19 protein-coding genes are annotated in these 18,232 nt (G+C 47.0%); 8 read left to right on the top strand and 11 right to left on the bottom strand.

The window, feature by feature from the left end:
• The first annotated feature begins 28 nt into the window (after positions 1-28).
• Positions 29-469: a hypothetical protein gene (locus QZX97_RS16795; protein WP_295652377.1), complete on the top strand. Its 441-nt coding sequence runs from the start codon at positions 29-31 to the stop codon at positions 467-469.
• 77 nt (positions 470-546) lie between these two features.
• On the opposite strand, the gene QZX97_RS16790 is transcribed toward QZX97_RS16795, so the two are convergent.
• Positions 547-1,194 carry a BPL-N domain-containing protein gene (locus tag QZX97_RS16790; RefSeq protein ID WP_295652375.1) on the bottom strand — a complete coding sequence of 216 codons (648 nt, stop codon included), beginning with the start codon at positions 1,192-1,194 and terminating at the stop codon, positions 547-549.
• A gap of 42 nt (positions 1,195-1,236) precedes the next feature.
• On the opposite strand from QZX97_RS16790, the gene QZX97_RS16785 reads away from it, so the two are divergent.
• Positions 1,237-1,377, top strand: coding sequence for a hypothetical protein (locus QZX97_RS16785; RefSeq protein ID WP_295652373.1), 141 nt, complete (start codon positions 1,237-1,239; stop codon positions 1,375-1,377).
• Between the two features lie 84 nt (positions 1,378-1,461).
• Here the strand turns inward: QZX97_RS16785 and QZX97_RS16780 are convergent, their stop codons facing one another.
• The gene (locus tag QZX97_RS16780) at positions 1,462-2,157 is read right to left on the bottom strand and encodes a hypothetical protein (protein ID WP_295652371.1); all 696 of its coding nucleotides are present in this window, start codon (positions 2,155-2,157) and stop codon (positions 1,462-1,464) included.
• Between the two features lie 143 nt (positions 2,158-2,300).
• Positions 2,301-3,644: an NHL repeat-containing protein gene (locus tag QZX97_RS16775; protein WP_295652370.1), complete on the bottom strand. Its 1,344-nt coding sequence runs from the start codon at positions 3,642-3,644 to the stop codon at positions 2,301-2,303.
• Positions 3,645-4,174: 530 nt separating this feature from the next.
• On the opposite strand from QZX97_RS16775, the gene QZX97_RS16770 reads away from it, so the two are divergent.
• Entirely contained in the window at positions 4,175-4,696 is a 522-nt protein-coding gene (locus tag QZX97_RS16770) for a transposase (RefSeq protein ID WP_295652368.1), read from the top strand.
• A gap of 155 nt (positions 4,697-4,851) precedes the next feature.
• On the opposite strand, the gene QZX97_RS16765 is transcribed toward QZX97_RS16770, so the two are convergent.
• The gene (locus QZX97_RS16765; RefSeq protein ID WP_295652434.1) at positions 4,852-6,510 is read right to left on the bottom strand and encodes an NAD+ synthase; all 1,659 of its coding nucleotides are present in this window, start codon (positions 6,508-6,510) and stop codon (positions 4,852-4,854) included.
• Between the two features lie 64 nt (positions 6,511-6,574).
• Between QZX97_RS16765 and gldB the strand changes: the two genes are divergently transcribed.
• Both gldB and QZX97_RS16755 read left to right on the top strand, forming a co-directional pair.
• Positions 6,575-7,624, top strand: coding sequence for a gliding motility lipoprotein GldB (gene gldB / locus QZX97_RS16760; protein ID WP_295652366.1), 1,050 nt, complete (start codon positions 6,575-6,577; stop codon positions 7,622-7,624).
• Complete coding sequence (locus QZX97_RS16755) at positions 7,599-8,408, top strand: patatin-like phospholipase family protein (RefSeq protein WP_295652365.1); 810 nt, start codon at positions 7,599-7,601, stop codon at positions 8,406-8,408. The genes gldB and QZX97_RS16755 overlap by 26 nt, the downstream gene beginning before the upstream one ends.
• 68 nt (positions 8,409-8,476) lie before the next feature.
• On the opposite strand, the gene QZX97_RS16750 is transcribed toward QZX97_RS16755, so the two are convergent.
• Entirely contained in the window at positions 8,477-8,668 is a 192-nt protein-coding gene (locus tag QZX97_RS16750; RefSeq protein ID WP_295652363.1) for a hypothetical protein, read from the bottom strand.
• Between the two features lie 175 nt (positions 8,669-8,843).
• On the opposite strand from QZX97_RS16750, the gene QZX97_RS16745 reads away from it, so the two are divergent.
• On the top strand, positions 8,844-9,017 hold the full coding sequence (locus tag QZX97_RS16745) for a hypothetical protein (RefSeq protein ID WP_295652361.1): 174 nt from the start codon (positions 8,844-8,846) through the stop codon (positions 9,015-9,017).
• A gap of 37 nt (positions 9,018-9,054) precedes the next feature.
• Here the strand turns inward: QZX97_RS16745 and QZX97_RS16740 are convergent, their stop codons facing one another.
• Positions 9,055-9,741 carry a GNAT family N-acetyltransferase gene (locus tag QZX97_RS16740; RefSeq protein WP_295652360.1) on the bottom strand — a complete coding sequence of 229 codons (687 nt, stop codon included), beginning with the start codon at positions 9,739-9,741 and terminating at the stop codon, positions 9,055-9,057.
• A 182-nt stretch (positions 9,742-9,923) separates the two neighbouring features.
• Between QZX97_RS16740 and QZX97_RS16735 the strand changes: the two genes are divergently transcribed.
• On the top strand, positions 9,924-10,157 hold the full coding sequence (locus tag QZX97_RS16735) for a UPF0175 family protein (protein ID WP_295652358.1): 234 nt from the start codon (positions 9,924-9,926) through the stop codon (positions 10,155-10,157).
• Positions 10,135-10,608 carry a DUF3368 domain-containing protein gene (locus QZX97_RS16730; protein WP_295652357.1) on the top strand — a complete coding sequence of 158 codons (474 nt, stop codon included), beginning with the start codon at positions 10,135-10,137 and terminating at the stop codon, positions 10,606-10,608. Before QZX97_RS16735 ends, QZX97_RS16730 begins: the two co-directional genes overlap by 23 nt.
• Before the next feature lie 29 nt (positions 10,609-10,637).
• On the opposite strand, the gene QZX97_RS16725 is transcribed toward QZX97_RS16730, so the two are convergent.
• From QZX97_RS16725 to QZX97_RS16705, 5 genes are all read right to left on the bottom strand, one after another.
• Positions 10,638-11,216, bottom strand: coding sequence for a DJ-1/PfpI family protein (locus QZX97_RS16725; RefSeq protein ID WP_295652356.1), 579 nt, complete (start codon positions 11,214-11,216; stop codon positions 10,638-10,640).
• Positions 11,217-11,546: 330 nt separating this feature from the next.
• A complete protein-coding gene (locus QZX97_RS16720; RefSeq protein ID WP_295652433.1) occupies positions 11,547-12,776 on the bottom strand; it encodes a tail fiber domain-containing protein in 1,230 nt (409 codons plus the stop codon).
• Between the two features lie 4,067 nt (positions 12,777-16,843).
• Complete coding sequence (locus tag QZX97_RS16715; protein WP_295664825.1) at positions 16,844-17,446, bottom strand: hypothetical protein; 603 nt, start codon at positions 17,444-17,446, stop codon at positions 16,844-16,846.
• Positions 17,443-17,577, bottom strand: coding sequence for a hypothetical protein (locus QZX97_RS16710; RefSeq protein ID WP_295652354.1), 135 nt, complete (start codon positions 17,575-17,577; stop codon positions 17,443-17,445). The genes QZX97_RS16715 and QZX97_RS16710 overlap by 4 nt, the downstream gene beginning before the upstream one ends.
• A gap of 24 nt (positions 17,578-17,601) precedes the next feature.
• Positions 17,602-18,132: a T9SS type A sorting domain-containing protein gene (locus tag QZX97_RS16705; RefSeq protein ID WP_295652353.1), complete on the bottom strand. Its 531-nt coding sequence runs from the start codon at positions 18,130-18,132 to the stop codon at positions 17,602-17,604.
• Positions 18,133-18,232 lie beyond the last annotated feature (100 nt).

Below are 18,232 nucleotides of genomic sequence, written 5' to 3'. Positions count from 1 at the left end.
TAGTAAACGAAACACGTTTAAAAAAGGTATGAAAGGTTTAGTTTTTCTGTTCTGTATGCTGTGGCTTGGCGCAAGCGCCCGGCAAGACGCGCCTGTTAAACAGGGCATAAGCGGCAAAATTTATCTGCAAAAAGGCGACCAGATGCCCGTGCCCGGCCGCAAACCCGGCAAAGGCGCAGCCGTTAGCCGCACGGTGTTGGTGTACCAGCTCACCACCCTGAAACAGGTTGGCGGCGTTACCAATTTTTACAATACCATACAAACGCAAATGGTTGCCAAAACGCAAAGTAACGATAAAGGCGAATACGCCATTGCCCTGCCCGAAGGCAGCTACTCGGTTTTTGTGCAGGAAAGCGGGCTGCTATACGCCAATGATTTTGATGGCGAGGGGCATATTTGCCCGGTTACGGTGGTAGCTGATAAGGTGAGTAAGAAGGATGTGGTGGTGAGCCATGGCGGGGTGGATTGATGAGTTTTTCGGTTCTGTAGTCGGAGAATACAGGCATATTGGTTCGAAGTCAGAGAAATCGAACAGCGGGCTTGGGATTAATAATGTGATAAAGATACGCCCTGCAGCGTGGCTTGAATAAGCATGGCCGTATAAGCATGATCAACGTCTGCCGGAGTTTTAAAAACCATACCGCCCCGCCACCCTTCCGGGGCCTCGGCATGGAAACCTGTGAGAAGCACAAAGCCGCTACCGCATTTTCCTTCTGCAACTGCCGGTGTACCGTCGGGATATTTAGCTACAACAGCACCCCAGCCCGAAAGCTGCGGGCCGTCTTCCCAATACTGATCGAGTGTTGGCGCTCCGAGGCTGGTAATTGCCAGCGCTGCTTTCCGTATGCCCTTGCTTTCGGCTGAGTAAAAGCCGAAAGTTACGCCGGAAGTGAGATTGAAACAGTTGTAACGCGCCAAATGGCCCGCCAGGAAAGCTCCCGCGCAAATGCCGAGGTAATTCAAGCCATGCTGCACCGCATAGCGTACGTTAGTGGCGGTAACAGTATCGAGGCTTTTGCCTATATCAATAAAATCCCCTCCGGGCATAATCAGCAGGCGGTATTTCATCATCCGCGCACGACCCATCCTGTTCAGTTCCGAAGAATTGATGGTAGAATAACTGAGGCGTAAGCTATCGAGGATTGTTTCGACTGCCGTAACATCGTTAGGGGAAGTTCCGGCGCCGTTAAACAAGAGTATGGGAGCCGGGCCACTCTCGAGCGGAACGCCCTTGTTATGGCCAGCACAGGCGGAAAGAAGGACAATAAGAGTAAAACCTGCGATAGTGAGCAGTCGCCGGATATTGCTACAAACCGCACCGAAACGGGTACATATCATTTAAGTATTTTTGGGTTGAACATACAAAAACAACGCTAAATTGCAATACAATTTGACCAGAAATTACCTTGTACGTTCAGGTTATGTGCCCAAAAAAGTGGTGCCGACTTGATTTTCTGCCGTTTATTTCCCCTTAATAAGACCCGCATAATCCACCTTATCGAATTGATATTCCATCACCTTATTCTGTTCGCACCTGTTGACTACCATATCGAAACTGGCTGCGCCTTCGCGCGCTACGTATAAGCCATAGCGGCTGGCCATAGGTTGCGACATATCTTCCCAAACGGCTACTTTCTTTTTATCGTCGATGATGTAAATGGTTAATTGTTTGTCTTTCTCGTTCGGATACCGTCCGGCTATCTTCAACTGATATTTGTGAATGTTAATTTTATTAGTCAACAACAAGGGATTTTGAAATATCTCAAATCCCCTGTAAATCATCATCGTATCGGTAATGGTCGTTCGGCCGGTGCAACCGTAATCGGAAGGATAATAGATGTAGTATTTGCCTTTGTGCAAGACCAGGGGTAGCCACTCGCTTGGCAAGTTTGATAAGTCGTACTTTTTTAGAGGTGTACAAAATTCACGTTTAATGTTTACATAGTCTTCTGTTATTTCCTTTTGCTCTTCTTTATCGAATTGAAAATCCAAAAGGTGTTGGCGGTCGGCTGATTGTTTGTTTGGGTCGATGTAGACTTTATAGTAATGGTCTTTTGTTTTTTCGCGGTAGATAAAAATAGTATCGCCAGTCGCGGTCTGCTTTTTGCCGGGCGAACAAGCGGCGATAAAAAGGATGCCAAAAATCAGTTTACGCATTTGTGATTAGATGTTATCCAAACTTAATGAATGTTGGGATAAGAAAGAAATGAGGGCCGTATGCGCAGCACCTCAGCATTAGGGTATAAACCTGCCGTTTAAAATGTGAGCGGTTTTAAACAGCAGGTAATGGGCCTTTGCCCCTATTGCGTTATTTTGCGGATAAGGTTATTGTTTGAATCGGCTACATAAACATTGGTATTGGCATCTACTGCCACGCCTGTTGGATACCTGAACGAGGCAGATGCCGATGAACCGTTTAACGCGCCTTGCGCACCTGCACCCGCCAGCGTACTTACCAAACCAGCCGGCGTTATTTTGCGGATACTGTTGTTTTGTTTATCGGCTACGTACACATTGCCATTGGCATCAACCGCTACACTACTTGGGCCATAAAACGAGGCTGCTGTGCCTTGCCCGTCTAAAGCGCCTGCGTTTCCGCTGCCTGCCAGTGTACTTACTACTCCTGCTGAGGTTATTTTACGGATAGCCTGATTACCTAAATCGGCTACATAAACGTTACCATTGGCATCAACAGCTACGTCGGTAGGGTTAAAAAAGGTAGCGGCTGTGCCTTGCCCATTTACAAAACCAAAAGCGGTACTGCCTGCCAATGTGCTCACCAAGCCGGCAGGTGTTATTTTTCGGATCGCGTTGTTTTTTATATCGGCTACGTAAACGTTGTAGTTGGCGTCAACCGCCAAACCTGTCGGGTTATTAAATGATGCCGCAGTGCCCTGTCCATCGGCATAACCGGCGCTACCGCTGCCTGCCAGCGTGGTTACCAAACCTGCGGGGGTTATTTTCCGGATAGCCTGATTGCCTAAATCGGCCACGTAAACATTGCCATTGGCATCAACTGCCAGTCCGTACGGATAATTAAACGAAGCGGCTGTACCTTGCCCGTTTACAAAACCGGCGGTGCCGTTGCCTGCCAGCGTGCTTACCAAACCAGCTGAGGTTATTTTACGGATGGCGTTGTTACTTAAATCGGCCACGTAAATATTGCCGTTTGCATCGGCGGCTACCGAGTAGGGATAGAAGAACGTTGCCGCTGTGCCTTGCCCGTTTAAAAAACCAATAGCACCACTTCCTGCAAAGGTACTCACCAAGCCTGATGTGGTGAAACTTACCATGTTACCATAAGCTGTACCTCCGTTGGTTGTTACATAAGCTACCGCATAGTATGTAACGTGCGGGCTTAAGCCGGTAATGGTACTTGTAAAGATGCCATCGGTAACGCCATCGTTGGTTTTTGTACTTAACGCGGTGCTGAGGTTTGGCGTGGTGCTCCAAATAAGGCCTTCGGCCATAACGGTGCCACCACCATCTGCTGTTATGTCGCCACCGCCCGTAACCGTGGCAGAGCTGGTTACAGTTATACCGCTTGTAGTTACTGTGGGCGCGGTTGGGTCGGTTGTGGATGATTTTTTACAACTCGCGAACAATATTAGGGCTATGAACAGTGATGGTAAGGTCTTTTTCAACGTATCTGTTTGTGAAGGTTTATAAAATTAATGTGTTTAGTGCTATCAATATTTTTAGCTGGTTTTTTACCTGAGGCAAAGATGCATTATTTTTCAAATCAATCGGGTTTTTTAACGTTCTTTAACTTTCGTTTTCGCCCTTTATTGATAAAATAACCAGCTATTGGGGCATGTAACGGCGCAATCATTAAAAATATTGCCTTGCTTAAGTAACAATGCAGATAAGATTGATAGTTCAATTAGGGTAGCCCCTACGGGGCAAAATTGTTTTTCATGATATTTTTACAAACAGGTAGCCCCGATGGGGCATGATTTTTTGATTTGAAAACCTTGAACTGCTTGCGAAAACTATTTCTTTTCCTCCGCCCGTTCAGGCGTCCGCGCCTGAATGACTTTGATTGCAAGCGTCTACGCTTGCGATGCCGGAATGATTGGTTTCGTGAGCGTGGACGCTCACAGTTAGAGATGTTCAGGCGTGGACGCCTGAACAGGCGATCTTATCTTAAAATAAAAAATGTATTTTTATACCAATGTCCCGCAATGCCTCTACAGATGAACTGTTCTTTGTTACTTTAACCGTAACGGACTGGATAGATGTTTTTACACGAAGAATTTACAACGAATTTATTATCGAAAACCTGGCCTATTGTCAGAAAAATAAAGGTCTGAATATTTACGCCTATGTGATCATGACCAATCATATTCATATGGTTGCGAATGTAGAAAATGGCTCGCTTGGTAATGTTCTTCGCGATTTCAAAACTTATACATCGAAGGAAATGACAAAGTTGATTGCGACTAATGCGACAGAAAGCCGCCGTGATTGGATGCTTGCTGCTTTTGAAAAGGCAGGCAGGATAAACCCTCAGAATAAAGACCATCAGTTTTGGCAGAATGGCAATTACCCTGTTGTGTTATATTCTGCTGCCGTAATAGATCAAAAGATTGATTATATTCATGAGAATCCGGTTAGGGCTGGCTTTGTAGGTTCGGCACATGAGTATTGGTATAGCAGCGCTAATGCGGAGAGCCCGTTAAAGGTAATTTACTGATACGTGAGCGTGGACGCTCACATTTGGGTGCGATCAGGCGTGGACGCCTGATCGGGCGGTGAGTGTAGCCCCTACGGGGCAAAATTGTTTTTCATGATATTTCTACAAACAGGTAGCCCCGATGGGGCATGATTTTGCAATTCGAGATCGGTAGTTTACGACAAATACTTCCCAACTATCGGCATCCTGCGGCCCATGCCAAAAGCTTTGGGCGATACGCGGAGGATGGGCGGGGTTTGGTAGCGTTTGTGTTCGGCACCGTTTACCAGTTTGATGACGCGGCGCACTACCTGCTCATCGTAACCCAGGGCAATGATTTCGCTGGATGACTTACGGTTTTCGATGTATTCCATGAGGATGGTGTCGAGGATATCGTATTCGGGCAGCGAGTCGGAATCTTTTTGGCCGGGGCGCAGCTCGGCTGAGGGTGGTTTAACGATGGAGTTTTGCGGTATGATTTCCTGTTCGCGGTTGATGTAATTGGCCAGTTCGTATACCTGGGTTTTGTATACATCGCCCAGTACGGATATTCCGCCGCACATATCCCCGTAAAGGGTACCATAACCTACCGCGGCCTCGCTTTTGTTGCTGGTGTTGAGCAATATGTAGCCAAACTTATTACACATGGCCATGAGTAAAACGGCCCGGCTGCGCGACTGTATATTCTCTTCGGCGATGTTGAAGGGCAGGTTATCGAATTGCGGGTGCAGGGCACCTTCGAAGGCTTCGGTAATGTCTTTGATGTAAATGGTTTCGCTGAGGCAGCCCAGGTTTTTTACCAGGTCTTCGGCATCGGTAATGGAATGGTCGCTGGAAAAGCGCGAGGGCAGCAAAACAGCCATTACGTTTTGCGGGCCAAGGGCTTCGGCAGCTAAGGCACAAACGACGGCTGAATCGATACCACCGGAAAGGCCCAATATCGCCTTGCTGAAACCCGATTTATAGAAGTAATCGCGGATACCCAGGAGCAGGCCCTGGTGTATCTGTTCGATGTTGCTGGTATATTCGGATTTGATGGTATGCTGATGCTTAAAGCTCACCTTCGGCACACCGGCTTGTTTTTCGAACTCGTAATAGGCTACGTGTTCTTTAAAATAAGGCAGTTCGTCGATGAGTTTACCTTCGGCATCAAAAACCAGGGAACCGCCATCAAAAATAAGTTCGGTTTGGGCACCTACCTGGTTTACGTAGAACAGCGGCAGTTGGTATTGTTTGGCGTTATTGCCCAGTATGTCTATACGCTCCTCGTCGTGGTTATAGGCAAAGGGCGACGCGGCGATGTTGATCATTACATCGGGCTGCTGGGTAATGAGCTTATCCATTGGCCGGGTAATGTAGAGCGGGTTTTCGATGGTATTCCACAAATCCTCGCAAATGGTGAGGGCTATACGATAGCCTTTAAAATCGATACAGTTAAACTCGGTTTCGGGCTCAAAATAGCGGTACTCATCAAACACATCGTAATTGGGCAGCAGGGCTTTGTTGACGATGGCCTTGACTTTGCCGCCTTCTATAAAATAGGCGGAGTTGAAGAGGTCCTTACCTTCGTCTTTTAAATTATAGGTGGGCAGGCCGATGATGCAGGCTATATCCGTACAAACGGCAGCAATTTTTTGGGCAGATTGGGCGCACAGGTCTATAAACTCTTTAAATTCGAAGAAATCGCGGGCGGGGTAACCGCATACGCATAGTTCGGCAAATACTACCAAATCGGCACCGTGAGATTGGGCCTCTTTGATGGTTTGGATAATTTTATTGGTGTTCGACTCAAAATTCCCAATGTGATAATTACGTTGGGCCAAAGCAATTTTTATCATATATAAACGTAGTACACGGTATAGTTTAAATAATACAAGTTTAAAAAATTAATTTTGCGGCATGAGGTGTACTTTTTTGTCCAATAACCGTAGCATACAAATTTACCTATTTTTTTTAATCGCCTTTATGTTCGCGGCCTGCGGGCGCAATAAAAAAATTGATGTGGGCAATATACCTGTTAATGTGGATATAGCACGCTTTGATCGTGATTTTGATGAAATGCGCACCAAACCCATGGCCGAACAGGCAGAATTGCTGAAAAACAAGTACGGCGCCTTTTACCAGGATTTTATTGAACGTATACTGCAGGCCGGTAGTATACGCGACACGGGTTATTTTAAAACGGTGCGCGCCATATTGGCCAGTCCTGATTATATGGCGCTGAAACTGGAAGTAGATTCGGTTTACCCGAACCTGAGCTTACAAAACGAGCAGTTAACGGATGCCTTCCGCCGGGTAAAGTATTATTTCCCGCAGACCAAAATACCTAAAATTTACAGTTATTTTTCGGGATTTAGGGCGCAGACCGCTCTAGGCGACCAGTATTATGGCATCGGGCTCGACCAGTTTTTGGGCGCTAACAGTAAGTTTTACCCGGCCATTATTGAGGAGTTTCCGCATTATGTGTCGCGGAATTTTACGCCGGATAATATAGCGCCTAGGGTATTGGAAGGTTTTATCCGCGAGAACATGTTCCCCGAAAAGGAAAGCGACGACAAAACATTGCTGACGCGGATGGTGTATAACGGAAAGATTATGTACCTGATGGACCAGGTATTGCCTGATGTTGCCGATTCCACCAAAATTGGTTATACTGCACAACAATTGAAATGGTGCGACGATTTTAAAAGCGAGGTATGGGCCTGGTTTTTGGACCAAAACCTGCTTTACGAAAGCGATTATACCAAAGTGCAGAAATACCTGACCGAAGCCCCTTTTACACCGGGACTGGGCGAAAAAAATGAATCGGCACCGAAATTGGGGGTATGGACAGGCTGGCAAATTGTGCGGCAGTATATGGAAAGGCACCCCAAGGTAACGCCGGCCCAATTGATGGAAATGGACGACGCTCAAAAAATACTCAATGAATCCAGGTACAAACCAAAGTAAACCAACGAAAATAGGGCTGGCGCTTTCGGGCGGGGGCATACGCGGCGTGGCGCATTTAGGCATTATGCAAGCGCTTACCGATAAAGGCATCACGTTTGCACATATATCGGGTACCAGTGCCGGTGCTATTGCGGCGGCTTTTTTTGCGCAGGGGTTTACACCGAAAGAAACGCTAAAAATTATTGTTGAAGCGCATTTGTTAAGGATGCTGCGCCCATCGATCGGCGGTACGGGCTTTGTATCGATTACCCATGCCGAGGATTTTTTAAAAGAGTATTTTCCGGAAAACTCGTTCAAAAAATTAAAGATACCTATCAACATCGCCTCCGTTGATTTTGGTGAAGGCAAACTGGTTTATTTTAACGATGGCGATTTGTGCAAATGCCTGCTGGCATCGTGCTGTTTACCAGGGATATTCAGGCCTATTGTGATGAACGGGCATATGTATGTTGACGGCGGGCTGCTCAACAACTTCCCGGTTGAGCCTTTGGTGGGTGTTTGTGATTTTATCATCGGCTCGAGCTGCAACAATATGGGTACGGTTACCGAGATACATTCGTTCGGGCAGATGGTTGACCGTTCGGCCATGCTGGCCATTAACGCCGGCCTTGAACCCAGAAAAGCGATGTGCGATGTAGTGATTGAGCCGCACGGTTTGGGCAGCTATGGCATATTTGACACTAAATTTGCCGATGAAATTTATTGGATGGGATATGAAGAAGGCTTAAAAACCATCAAAAACAATACAGCGCTGCAAGGCATATTGCCTGAAACAAATGGTTGATATACCACTCAAACGAAATTTAACCACAGAGAACACTGAGGTTTTCGCAGAATTACACAAAGGAAAATCTATTTCATGATGGTGAATACCGCTTTGAGGGCGATAACTACACCGATAACCAAAAGGATGTTTGATATCCAATTAAAAGCCGGAGCCTCGCCTAAAAAGCGCAGGTAAACACCGCAAATACCGATGATAATGGCAACGGTTAAAAGGATATAATGGCTGGGGTTGTTTGCTTGTTCTGTTGTATTACTCATTACACTGTTTTTGATGCCCAAAAGTAATGATATTTTTGAAAAATGGAATGGGTTAAAAATGTTTTGTAGTGGTTTGAGGATACCGGCAACAGAAAGACCATTGACAAACGATGAAATAACGTGTTTTGTCCTTTTGAGATTAAAAATTGTAATTTAAAAATGCTTAAATTTGGATATGGTTGTGGTAATCAAAAAAGGCGAGGCCTCAGACAAAATCGAAAAAAAGCTTAAAAAAATCTTCGATAAAACTATTGAAGACCGCAAAGCCCGTTTTGAAAAATTCCCGGGGGTAATTAAACTGGACGAAGATGCCGTTGTGATGCAGCGTCGCTGGAGAGGCGAGTGGTGAAGATATTTTCCTTATACCATCGAGCAAACACAAAGAATTACTCTGCCTTCTTCATCACATAAAAAAATATCTCACGCCGGGTAGCAAAGCCTAAACTTTCGTACACTTTTATGGCGCGGTGGTTATCATGACGCACGTGCAGGAATGGGGTTTCGCTCGCGGCGATGATGCGGTTGATTTGTTGTACCAATAGTTGGCGTGCGTAGCCTTTGCCCAGGTGGTCGGGGTGGGTGCAAACGGCGCTTACTTCGGCATAGTTAAATGCATGGAGGCGCTGGCCGGCCATAGCCACTAGTTGGTCGCCCTCAAAAACGCCTTGGTAGTGGCCAAAATCGATAGTGCGCTCGTCGAAGGGGCCGGGTTGGGTGAGCTGGGTAAGCGACAGCATTTGGGGGATATGCTCATCCCGTAAGGGTACAATACCGGCTTTTATTTGGGGCTCGGGTATGGTGGCGCCTGTGTATAGCATTTGGAAGCCATGCATGGAGCGCAGCAATTTCCATTGAGGGGGCAGCTCGATTTCAGTTGGCGATATGAGGATGACGGGTTTATCGTGCAGTGTGATTTGATGCAGGGTGTTAAAGTTTTTTTCGGTGTTCGCATTAAAAGCTACAAATGGCGAAACCAGCCGCGGGAAGTACTTTACCTCATGGGTGCCGTTGGCAAAGTTGCTGTTTTGCGAAATGAGGGCGTTGAAAGCGGGGTTATCTAATACGTGGTGCATTGGGTGCAAACGTATAAAAAAAGGTTTATAGTTAGTGGTTAATTGGGGAATTGAGTTTTATCCGGGGTATTAATTACAACATCCCGGGCTTGTTGGTGACAACACCTACAAGGGCGACGCGACCGTAGACGATACAGAATTTTAGTTAAAATGCTTATCTTTACCTATAAATTGTTACCATTATGACGACGATGACCATACAAGTTCCTGATTTTTTGGAAGAAAACCATGGCGATACCGTGCGTTTTTTGGCGGCCAAATTGTACGAGTCAGGCAAATTATCTTTAGGCCAGGCTGCAGAAATGGCCGGGTTGAGCAAAGTTGAATTTGCAGATATATTGGCAAATTATGGGGTAAACTATATCAACTATTCGTTCGAAGATGTAATGGCCGATGTGGCAAGGATATCAAAATAATAACGCTGTTATTACCGATACAAGTTGCTTTATCCTGCTTGACAAAATCGGTGCTTTTACTATTTTAAAGGAGCTTTATCAAAATGTGATTACCACCCCCGAAATTGCAAAAGAGTTTGGGGAAGCGCTTCCTACATGGGTTATCGTACAGCCTGTACTAAACAGAACATTGCTAAACAGTTATGCAGAAAAAGTAGATTTGGGAGAAGCGAGCGCGATAGCGCTATCATTTGAAATACCGTCGGCATTATTAATTATTGATGATTTAAAAGGCAGAAAGCTTGCAGAGCAACTCCATCTCAATCATACCGGAACTTTAGGCGTACTAATGTTGGCTAAACAACAGGGCATAATACCTGCGTTGAAGCCTTATTTCGAAAAAATAAAGACCACCAACTTCAGGATAGCGCGCAGCCTTTTGGATAATATATTAGTTGCGCTGGGTGAATGACCGTAAAAAGCCGGTCTTTAAAATTTCAATTAATACAAGCACACCTGCCCCTGACCGATTGGCAAAACCGAGGCGATGACGTCTTGTTTGGTTTGCTCGTCGTACAGTTTGGCAACGGCCCAGCCCATCAGGTCGACAGCGGCGAGGCAGCCTGCGGCGGTGCCAATGTTGCCTTGGGTTACGAGGTGCTTATCTTCCAATACTTCTACACCATAACCTTTCAGGGCTTCCATGGCGCTGGGGTACGTAGTGGCGGGTACATTGTTAAGCAAACCCAACGCTGCTAATGCCAACGCACCGGAGCACATGGAGCAGATAATTTGGCGGCTTGGGTCGAGGTTAAATTGGGCGAGCCAGTTTTCATCTTTGATAACTGCGCGGACACCCCGACCGCTGGTGAAAAAAACCAGGTCGGCAGTGCGGCACTCTTCGAGCCCGGCATGCATGGCCAAATCGATACCGTTGCTGGAACGGTGCGAAGCGGCAGCGCCTACAAACTTTACCTCGAAGCCCGGCTGGCGGTGTTTTACACGGTTGAGCAGGTCCCAGGCGAGGAAGTTGTCGATGTCGGTAAAGTTGTCGAAGGTTACGATGACGGCTTTTTTCATTGGGCTGCGGCTTTTTTGCGGTTTAAACAAAGATCTGGATTTTGGGTGAAATTAAGAAAAGCCGAACAGGAAAATGAGGCGTGGATGACGGCATCCCGGGTAAGCTGCTTACGCAAGCTGCATGCTTGCTACATTTTAGGACGAAGCTGAAAGCTTCGACCTTGAGGGGAAAACGGAAGGTTATGGTATCAAACGCTAAATACATCTTGTTTGTGATAGCGTAGTTCCACAAAACAGCAAAGCCCCGTACATTACGGGGCCTTGCTATAGTGGGTAAAAGGACATCAAAAGATTGCCTTTTGAGCGAACCCCCTTATCGGGGATGGGATGTTATTGTTTTGCTTTAATCAATTTATCAACCAATGCTTTTAGCTCGTCTATTTGTTTTTTTTGGGCCTCGGCTTGTTTTTGTTGGGCCGTTATTTGTTGTTGCTGCTCTTGTATGGCCTTGGTTAAAACAGGGATGATGGAGTTATAATCAACCGAAAGTAATTTATCCTTATCGGTACCCGGTGTTACGATGAAAGGCAGAACTTTTTGTATCTCCTGCGCGATGAAACCATTTTCTGTTTTTGAATAATCGGTTGATGCTAACGAATTCTTTTTATTGTAATGCACCGGGTTTAACTGCATAACGGTAGCCAAGCCATTTTTAACAGGTACGATATTTGTTTTTAAGCGCTTATCGGATGTTAATGTTGTGCCATTAGATACAACCGTACCTTTTGTTACCACACTGGTAACCGATGTATTACCTAATTGTATGGTATTACTCGCTGTAACAAAGGCTTGGGAACCAATTGCAGTGGCGTTGGTTAAAGTACCTAATGCAACATCGGCACCATAACCAATTGCCGTATTATTGCTGCCGGTGATATTGTTACTAAGTGAGAAGTAACCATAAGCGGTATTATTACCGCCGATAGTATTGTTATTTAACGAACTTGATCCGTTTGCTACGTTGTTACCGCCTGTTGTGTTACTCGCCAACGCGTTCAATCCTGTCGCTGTGTTGTTAGGGCCTGTTGTGTTACTCACCAACGCCTGATAGCCGTTTGCCGTATTGCTAATGCCTACTGTATTACTCGCCAACGCGTTATATCCGCTTGCTGTGTTATAACTGCCTGTTGTGTTTGCGGTTAACGCAAAGGCACCGTTTGCAGTGTTATTAGCCCCCGTTGTGTTTGTAAACAACGCGTAAAAGCCGTTTGCCGCGTTGTAACTGCCTGTTGTGTTTGAGTACAACGCATCGCCTCCAAACGCTGTGTTTTGTATGCCTGTTGTGTTTGTTAGCAATGCACTGTATCCGGTTGCAGTGTTATTACTGCCTGTTGTGTTCGAGCTCAAAACAAGAGTCCCGACCGCAGTGTTGGTATTGCCTGATACGTTCGAGGCCAAAGCACCATTCCCGAGTACCGTGTTAGACGCTTGCGCCCCGGCACCTATACCAACCGTTACTCCGTTTACAGTTAAGTTATAATTGCCTAAATTTACAGCCCCGGTAGCACCGGTATAAGGTACGCCGGTGCTACTCACAGCTGCCCAACTGGCCGTGCCCATGCCATCTGTTTTTAAATAATAGCCATTGGTACCGACCGTATTAGGATAGGTAATGGCACCCGCGGTTAGGGTGCCGCTGGTGTTTACGTTGGTAACCGCTCCATTACCTAATTGTATGGTATTGCTTGCGTTAACGGTGGCCGAATAACCAATTGCTGTGGCATTAGATAAATTGTTAGCTCCAACATTGGCTTGCGCCCCTATTGCTGTATTTTGGGAGCCGGTTGTATTTGAATATAAAGCTGAGTTGCCAATGCCGGTATTGTTGCTCCCGGTTGTGTTTAAGCCCAATGAATTTAAGCCACTCGCTGTATTGGTATTACCCGTTGTGTTTGCATTCATCGAGCCTATTCCATTGGCTGTATTGCTACTACCTATGGTGTTATTAGTCAATGCGTTAGCACCGGTAGCAACGTTGCTGTTTCCTGTGGTGTTTGCCGCCAGTGCGGCATAGCCTGTGGCAGTGTTGTAATTGGCTGTTGTATTTAAACTCAACGCACCGGTTCCGACCGCTGTGTTATAGGCCCCGGTTGTATTTGCACTTAACGTACTTGCTCCAATTGCCGTATTACGCAAACCGGTTGTATTAAGTAACAAAGCGGAAGACCCGACAGCAGTACTTGCAACACCGCTCCCTGCGCCTAAACCAACCGTTACGCCATGTACGGTAAGGTCGTAAGCGCCTAAGTTTACCGCGCCTGTGGCACCGGTATAAGGTACACCCCCACTAGCAGCCCAACTGGCTGTACCACTTCCGTTAGTTGTTAGTACCTGGCCGATAGCCCCATCTAAATTCGGGTAAGTTATAGCCCCGGCAGTTAATGTACCCGCAGTTTTTACATTGGTAACAAAATTGTTTCCCAATTGGATGGTATTGGTGGCTGCCACTCTAGCACCATTTCCAATTGCTGTTGCATTTGATAGATTATTGGCACCTACATCTGCACCATTACCAATTGCTGTATTATTATTTCCTATTGTGTTAGTTAAGAGTGCAGCATTTCCAATGGCCGTATTGTTACTACCTGTAGTGTTAGCATAATTTGCACTATTACCAAATGAAGAATTAGAATTACCAGTTATGTTGTTTTGTAGAGCATAGTATCCAAATGCAGCATTAAGACTACCTGTTGTATTAGAAGATAATGCATTAAATCCAAAAATAGTATTTGTGCTTCTCGACCCTGCCCCAAGCCCAACAGTAAGTCCATTTACAGTTAAATCATAAGCGCCTAAATTTACAGCCCTCGTAGCACCGGTATAAGGTACGCCGCCGGCTGCCGCCTGCCATGTTGGCGTACCGCTACCGTTGGTAGTTAATACCTGGCCGCTGGTACCATCCGTATTGGGATAGGTTACCGCGCCCGCGGTTAGGGTGCCGCTGGTTTTTACATTGGTTACACTTGTATTGCCCAATTGTATGGTATTGCTTGCCGATACGGTGGCCCCATAACCAATTGTCGTGGCATTAGATAAATTATTGGCTCCAACATTGGCTAGTACCCCTATTGCTGTATTTTGGGAGCCGGTTGTATTTGTATACAAAGCTGAGTTGCCAATGCCGGTATTGTTGCTGCCCGTTGTGTTTACGGACAAGGCACCGGATCCACTGGCAGTATTGTTACTGCCCGTTGTGTTTGCAGATAATGCTATGGCACCATATGCTGAGTTGTCGCTACCCGTTGTACTGCCAGCCAAAGTTGAATACCCTGTTGCTGTGTTAAAATTTCCAGTGGTGTTAGAACTAAGCGCAAGAAATCCGAGCGTAGTGTTTGCTGAACGCCCTCCTGCGCCTAAGCCAACAGTTAATCCGTTCACAATAAGGTCGTAGGCACCTAAGTTTACCGGGCCTGTAGCCCCAGTATAAGGTACGCCGCCACCTCCGGCTATAGCAGCCCAACTGGCTGTGCCGGCACCATCGGTTTTTAAAAAATAGCCGTTGGAACCCGCTGTATTTGGGTAGGTAATGGCACCAGCCGTTATGGTACCGCTTGTTTTTACATTGCTTACTTGTGTATTGCCCAATTGTATGGTATTGTTTGCCGTAACGACGGCGTTATATCCAATGGCCGTTGCGTTGCTTAAGTTACTAGAGTAAACGTCAGCATTAGACCCAATTGCCGTATTATAGTATCCGGTAGTATTTGTTTGCAGTGCTGAATAACCTATGCCTGTGTTGTTATACCCCGTTGTGGTTTCATTTAAAGAAGAAGAACCCATCGCAACGTTAGAATTTCCCGTTGTGTTTACTTGCAATGCCGAGCTACCGTTTGCCGTATTATAACTGCCCGTAGTGTTTGATGACAACGCTATATAACCAAGCGCAGTATTTGCAATCCCCGTTGTGTTTGCATGCAATGCGTAAAATCCGACTGCAGCATTATAACCCCCATTAGTATTTGAATTAAGTGCTGAATAACCAACCGTAGTGTTAGTAAAGACGGAGCCTGACCCTAAACCAATCTTTAACAAATGTACTGTCAAATCGTAATTACCTAAATTTACCGGGCCGGTGGCACCGGTATAGGGTACGTTTGTGCTGCCGGCCGCCGCAAACTTGGTATCCACATAATTTTTATTAGCCGCATCGGTACTGTTATTTGGCGCATCCGTTAAGGTGATGCTTTGGGTGGTTGGTATTACTATACTACCCGCCATGGTACCGCCTGCCAGTTGCAGGTAACGTGCGTCGGTTGTTGCCAGGTTATTGCTAATCTCGTTCCAATTGGCGCCATCGTAAATAAATGTCCTTCCGTTATTGCTGGCGGTACCATCACCTGCCACTACATAAATATCGCCGTTATTGCCTGTGCCGTTTGCCGGTTTTGAGCTTAAAACACCCGAAGTAACATGGCCGAATGTTAACGACACGTTGCCGGTCGCATCGGGCAGCGTTCCGTTCACTTTGGTGATGAGGCCCGTAATATCGGTTGATGGGATGGTGGTTACCGCGTTCATGGCGCTGGTACCGTTCCCTTTAACATAACCTGTTAAGGTACCTACGCCGGTACCACCATTTTGTGGTGCCACTATACCTGTTAAAACATCTGCAGCAGATGAACCTGTTGGGCCCACATCGCCTGTAGCCCCGGTAGCGCCTGTAGGTCCTGTAGCACCAGTTGCGCCGGTAGCACCTGTTGCACCCGTTGCGCCCGAGCCTGAGTATTGCGGAACATTGAGCACGCCGGCTACCGGGTCATAAGTGGCAGCACCACTGGTACCTGTAGTTGTTAACGCGACCAAACCTGTTGCGCCGGTAGCGCCTGTTGCGCCCGTTGCACCCGTTGCACCTGTCGCCCCGGTGGCACCAATTATACCTGTAACTGATGCGACCTGCGCATCGACATAGCTTTTATTGGCGGCATCGGTGCTGTTATTTGGCGCATCGGTCAAGGTTATCCTATCAGTGGTCGGTATCACTAAATTGCCTGCCAGGGTACCACCTGCCAATTGCAGGTAACGTGCATCGGTTGTGGCCAGGTTATTGCTTATTTCGTTCCAGTTGGCACCATCGTAAATAAATGTCCTTCCGTTATTGCTGGCGGTACCATCACCTGCCACTACATAAATATCGCCGTTATTGCCTGTGCCGTTTGCGGGTTTTGAGCTTAAAACACCCGAGGTAACATGGCCGAAAGTTAACGATACGTTACCTGTGCCGTCGGGCAAGGTGCCGTTAACCTTTGTGATGAGGCCCGTAATATCGGTAGATGGGATGGTAGTAACGGCGTTCATTGCGCTGGTGCCATTCCCTTTAACATAACCTGTTAAGGTACCCACACCCGTACCACCGTTTTGCGGTGCTACAATACCTGTTAAAACATTTGCCGCGGAAGACCCTGTTGCACCTGTAGCACCTGTTACGCCCGCCAGCCCTGTCGCGCCGGTGGCCCCAGTTGCACCTGTTACGCCAGCCAAGCCTGTCGCACCGGTAGCACCAGTAGAACCTGTCGCACCGGTGGCTCCGGTTACACCTGCCAAACCTGTCGCTCCAATAGAACCTGTTACACCTGTCGCACCGGCTAAACCTGTCGCACCAGTAGAACCTGTCGCACCGGTGGCTCCGGTTACACCTGCCAAACCTGTCGCTCCAATAGAACCTGTTGCACCTGTCGCGCCGGTAGCACCTGCGGCCCCTGCCAAACCTGTGGCACCAGTAGGACCTGTCGCGCCGATGGCTCCTGCCAAGCCTGTCGCGCCTGTGGAACCTGCCAAACCTGTCGCGCCTGTGGAACCTGTGGCACCAGAGGACCTGTCGCGCCGATGGCCCCTGCCAAGCCTGTCGCGCCTGTGGAACCTGTGGCACCTGTAGGACCTGTCGCGCCAGTGACTCCTGCCAAGCCTGTCGTGCCTGTGGAACCTGTGGGACCAGTCGCGCCTGTGGCCCCGGTTTTGCCCGGGTTGCCGGGGTTAAACGAATATATAGCGTAGGGTACACTTAAAAGTTTAGATACCCCCATCACCACATACCCGCTGCCCAAATCAACTTCGGTTTGTATGTATTTTTGCGCGCTTGTCCAGTTTACACCGTTAAATGTACCCACGGTTGGGGTACCGCTGCCTACTTCTATGCTAAACAAGCCGAATTGGTCGGTGGTGGTGCTTTGGGTTTCCTGGTACTCAACCGTACCACCGGGCGCGCCGGTGCGGATGGATAGCCTGATGTTCATGGGCGTATGGTCAATAAACCTCCATTTACACTCCGGGCAATGGCCTGGTATTTAAACGCTGTAGATTGGGCCATGGCCGTTCCATAAATCGCGAAAATGGAAATAATCAGGGTGAGTAATTTTTTGTTCATATAGATAAGGTGTGGGATGTGTTTCTAAATTTTGATGAGTTTGACCTGTCCCTGAAAGTTCGATTGATTGACCACACTGATAAAATAGATACCACCGGCCAAACGGGAAACATCGAGCGTGAGGTAAAAGAAATTATGGTTTGAGTAGGTAACAGATTGTGTTTGTAGGATTTTCCCGGACGCATCCACCAGGTTGACGGTGTAGATACCATCGGGCACATGGTTAAAGGCCAATTTAACCGTGCCGCCGCTGGCCGGGTTGGGGTATAACACCAACGAACTTGAGATGTTGGAGCTCAGTAAGGTCTGCACATCGATGTCGGGCTGGTGAAAGCCTGCTGTCAAAAACAATGACGCGTTGATGCCGGGGGTGGTGCCGGGCAAAAAATCCGAAATGGGCTCGCCAAGCACATAGGTAAGTATCAAATTTGGCGAGGTAAGGGTCTCGGCCTGGTTGGCCACAACTGAACGCGACAAGAATTGCGCGCAGGCCATTTGGCCCGACGCGACAAGTACCATTAGGGGTAAAAATACTTTGCGTAAAAATTGTATCATAAAACGATTTCAAAATAAATAAAATTCTGATAAAAAAAAATATTATTTTAATTATTATGAAAATAATTTTTAAACTATGGGCTTATTTTTTTTAATCATT

Origin of the sequence: uncultured Mucilaginibacter sp., from assembly GCF_903893715.1 — a bacterium.
Taxonomy (GTDB): Bacteria; Bacteroidota; Bacteroidia; order Sphingobacteriales; family Sphingobacteriaceae; genus Mucilaginibacter.
The sequence above is the reverse complement of the archived record's forward strand: the minus strand, read 5'-3'. Positions and strand labels throughout refer to the sequence as shown.

Bases quoted from the DNA above. Each gene is read 5' to 3' on its own strand.
- QZX97_RS16795 (WP_295652377.1), top strand. From the start codon at position 29: ATGAAAGGTTTAGTTTTTCTGTTCTGTATGCTGTGGCTTGGCGCAAGC.
- QZX97_RS16785 (WP_295652373.1), top strand. From the start codon at position 1,237: ATGGCCAGCACAGGCGGAAAGAAGGACAATAAGAGTAAAACCTGCGAT.
- QZX97_RS16780 (WP_295652371.1), bottom strand. From the start codon at position 2,157: ATGCGTAAACTGATTTTTGGCATCCTTTTTATCGCCGCTTGTTCGCCC.
- QZX97_RS16770 (WP_295652368.1), top strand. From the start codon at position 4,175: ATGTCCCGCAATGCCTCTACAGATGAACTGTTCTTTGTTACTTTAACC.
- gldB (WP_295652366.1), top strand. From the start codon at position 6,575: ATGAGGTGTACTTTTTTGTCCAATAACCGTAGCATACAAATTTACCTA.
- QZX97_RS16755 (WP_295652365.1), top strand. From the start codon at position 7,599: ATGAATCCAGGTACAAACCAAAGTAAACCAACGAAAATAGGGCTGGCG.
- QZX97_RS16750 (WP_295652363.1), bottom strand. From the start codon at position 8,668: ATGAGTAATACAACAGAACAAGCAAACAACCCCAGCCATTATATCCTT.
- QZX97_RS16745 (WP_295652361.1), top strand. From the start codon at position 8,844: ATGGTTGTGGTAATCAAAAAAGGCGAGGCCTCAGACAAAATCGAAAAA.
- QZX97_RS16740 (WP_295652360.1), bottom strand. From the start codon at position 9,741: ATGCACCACGTATTAGATAACCCCGCTTTCAACGCCCTCATTTCGCAA.
- QZX97_RS16735 (WP_295652358.1), top strand. From the start codon at position 9,924: ATGACGACGATGACCATACAAGTTCCTGATTTTTTGGAAGAAAACCAT.
- QZX97_RS16730 (WP_295652357.1), top strand. From the start codon at position 10,135: ATGTGGCAAGGATATCAAAATAATAACGCTGTTATTACCGATACAAGT.
- QZX97_RS16725 (WP_295652356.1), bottom strand. From the start codon at position 11,216: ATGAAAAAAGCCGTCATCGTAACCTTCGACAACTTTACCGACATCGAC.
- QZX97_RS16720 (WP_295652433.1), bottom strand. From the start codon at position 12,776: ATGGGCACGGCCAGTTGGGCAGCTGTGAGTAGCACCGGCGTACCTTAT.
- QZX97_RS16715 (WP_295664825.1), bottom strand. From the start codon at position 17,446: ATGAACATCAGGCTATCCATCCGCACCGGCGCGCCCGGTGGTACGGTT.
- QZX97_RS16710 (WP_295652354.1), bottom strand. From the start codon at position 17,577: ATGAACAAAAAATTACTCACCCTGATTATTTCCATTTTCGCGATTTAT.
- QZX97_RS16705 (WP_295652353.1), bottom strand. From the start codon at position 18,132: ATGATACAATTTTTACGCAAAGTATTTTTACCCCTAATGGTACTTGTC.